Genomic DNA, 2535 nt, shown 5'->3' on the forward strand with positions numbered 1-2535 from the left:
GAGAACGGCAGCACGGCCGCCGCCTGCTCGTCGGCGACCCCCAGCGCATGCAACGCCGCGTCGAGCACCACGGGGTGAATCCCGAAGCCGCCCAACGCCACATTGGCGTCCTGCGGAACCTCGACCTCGGCGAACACCTCGCTCCCCCGCCGCCACACCGCCCGCAGGCCGCGAAAGGCCGGGCCATACCCGTAGCCACGCCCGGCCAGCCGGTCATAGGCTCCGCCGGCGTCCACCGCCGTCGCGCCGACGGGCGGCCACACCGCCAGGTCCGCGCCGGGCGCGACCGCGGCCGCGCCCAGGGTGCCTTCGGCGTTCCTGGTCCACTCCGAACCCTGTTCGGGCGCCGATGAATACACGGCGAACGTACGAGCACCGGCTGCGCCGGCGGCGTCGACCACCACCTGTACCTGCACACCGCCGGACGCGGGCAGCAGCAACGGCGCCGACAACGTCAGCTCCTCGAGCACCGGGCAGCCGGCCTCGTCACCGGCCCGCAGCACCAGCTCCACGAACCCGGCTCCGGGAAAGAGCACCACGCCACCGACGGCGTGGTCGGCCAGCCAAGGCTGGGTGCCCACCGACAGGCGGCCCGTCAACACCACCCCGCTCGAATCCGGCCGCTGCACCACCGCGCCCAGCAGCGGGTGCCCGGTCCCGACCAGTCCCAGACCGCCCGCGTCCCGCGACCCCACCGAGGAGGCCGGCAGCCAGAACCGGCGCCGCTGGAACGCATACGTCGGCAGCGGCACCGTTCGCACGTCCAGACCGGCGAACACCGCGCGCCAGTCCACACCGGCGCCGGCGGTGAACAGTCGGCCCGCCGCGGCGAGCAGCGCGTCGATCTCGGGGCCGTTCTTGGGCATCGTCACGACCGACATGGCCCGGTCGTCGCGCAGGCTCTGCTGCACCGAGGCCGTCAACGCCGCACCGGGGCCCACTTCGAGGAAGACCCCGGCGCCCAGCGACTCGGCCAGGCGCACTCCGTCGAGGAAGCGCACCGGCCGGCGCACGTGCTCCACCCAGTAGTGCGCCGAGCCGTAACCGGTATCGGCCAGCTCGCCGGTCAGGTTGGACACCAACGCCATTCGGGGCGTGCCGGCCGTCACGCCGTCCAGTACCGCGGAGAAATCCTCCAGCATCGGCTCCATCAGCGCCGAATGGAACGCATGCGAGACGGCCAGCCGATGCACCCGCCTGCCGCGTGCGGCCAACTGGTCGGCAATGGCGTCGACCGCGGCCCGCTCGCCCGAAATCACCAGCGACGTGGGCCCGTTGACCGCCGCGACGCTCACCCCCTCGGTGAGCAACGGCGCCACCTCGTCCTCACCGGCGGCGACGGCCACCATCACCCCGCCCGCGGGCAGGTCCGCCATCAGCCGGCCGCGCGCGGCGACCAGCCGAGCGGCGTCGGCCAGGGACAACACCCCGGCGACGTGGGCCGCGGCGATCTCCCCGACCGAGTGGCCCATCACGATGTCGGGGACCACCCCCCAGGATCGCCACAGCGCCGCCATCGCGACCTCGATGGCGAACAGGGCCGGCTGGGCGAACTCTGTGTGCTGCAACAGTTCCGGGTCGTCGCCCCACATCACCTGGCGCAGCGGGCGGCGCAGATGGGCGTCCAGTGCCGCCGCGGCCTCGTCGAAGGCGCAGGCGAACTCGCCGAACCGCCCATAGAGCTGGGCGCCCATCCCGAGCCGCTGCGAGCCCTGGCCGGGAAACGCGAACACCGTCTTGCCGTTCGGCCGTGCGCGGCCCACGAGGGCCGCACCGGAGTCGCCCGAGGCCAATGCCGCCAGCCCGCGCGCCAACTCGCCGCGGTCGGCGCCCACCAGGACGGCGCGGTGTTCGAGGACCGACCGCGTGGTCGCCGACGACCAGGCCACGTCCACCACCCGCAGGTCCTCGTGCGCGCTCAGGTGCTCCAGCAGCCGCCCGGCCTGGGCGGCCAACGCCGCATCCGAGTGGCCCGACACCAGCACGGGCACCACGGGCCGGGAGTCGTCGGCTTCGGCGTCGACGCTTTCGTCCGGTTCCGAGGGTGGCTGTTCCACGATCACGTGCGCATTGGTCCCGCTGATCCCGAATGACGACACCCCGGCCCGTCGCGGGCCGTCCGGCCACGGCTGCGGCCCGGTCAGCAGCGACACCGCGCCGGCCGCCCAGTCCACGTGCGGCGTCGGCACATCCACGTGCAGGGTCTGCGGGATGACGCCGTGGCGAATCGCCTGCACCATCTTGATTACCCCGGCCACCCCGGCGCCGGCCGAGGTGTGGCCGATGTTGGATTTGATCGACCCCAACCACAGCGGGCGATCCGCCGGGCGGCCCTGCCCGTACGTCGCCAGAAGCGCCTGGATCTCGATCGGATCGCCCAGCACGGTTCCGGTCCCGTGGCCCTCCACCACGGCCACGTCGGCGGTGCTCAGCCCCGCACCGGCCAGCGCCGCCCGGATCACCCGTTGCTGCGACGGCCCGTTGGGGGCGGTCAAACCGTTGGAGGCGCCGTCCTGGTTCACCGCCGAACCCCGC

At 73.6% G+C, this 2535-nt stretch carries 1 protein-coding gene; it reads right to left on the bottom strand.

Going from position 1 to position 2535, the window contains the following annotated elements:
* The coding region (locus AC2VOR_RS10510; protein ID WP_486963751.1) for a type I polyketide synthase at positions 1-2535 on the bottom strand (2535 nt) is incomplete at both ends.

This window comes from Mycobacterium sp. TH-M103 (genome assembly GCF_057473785.1).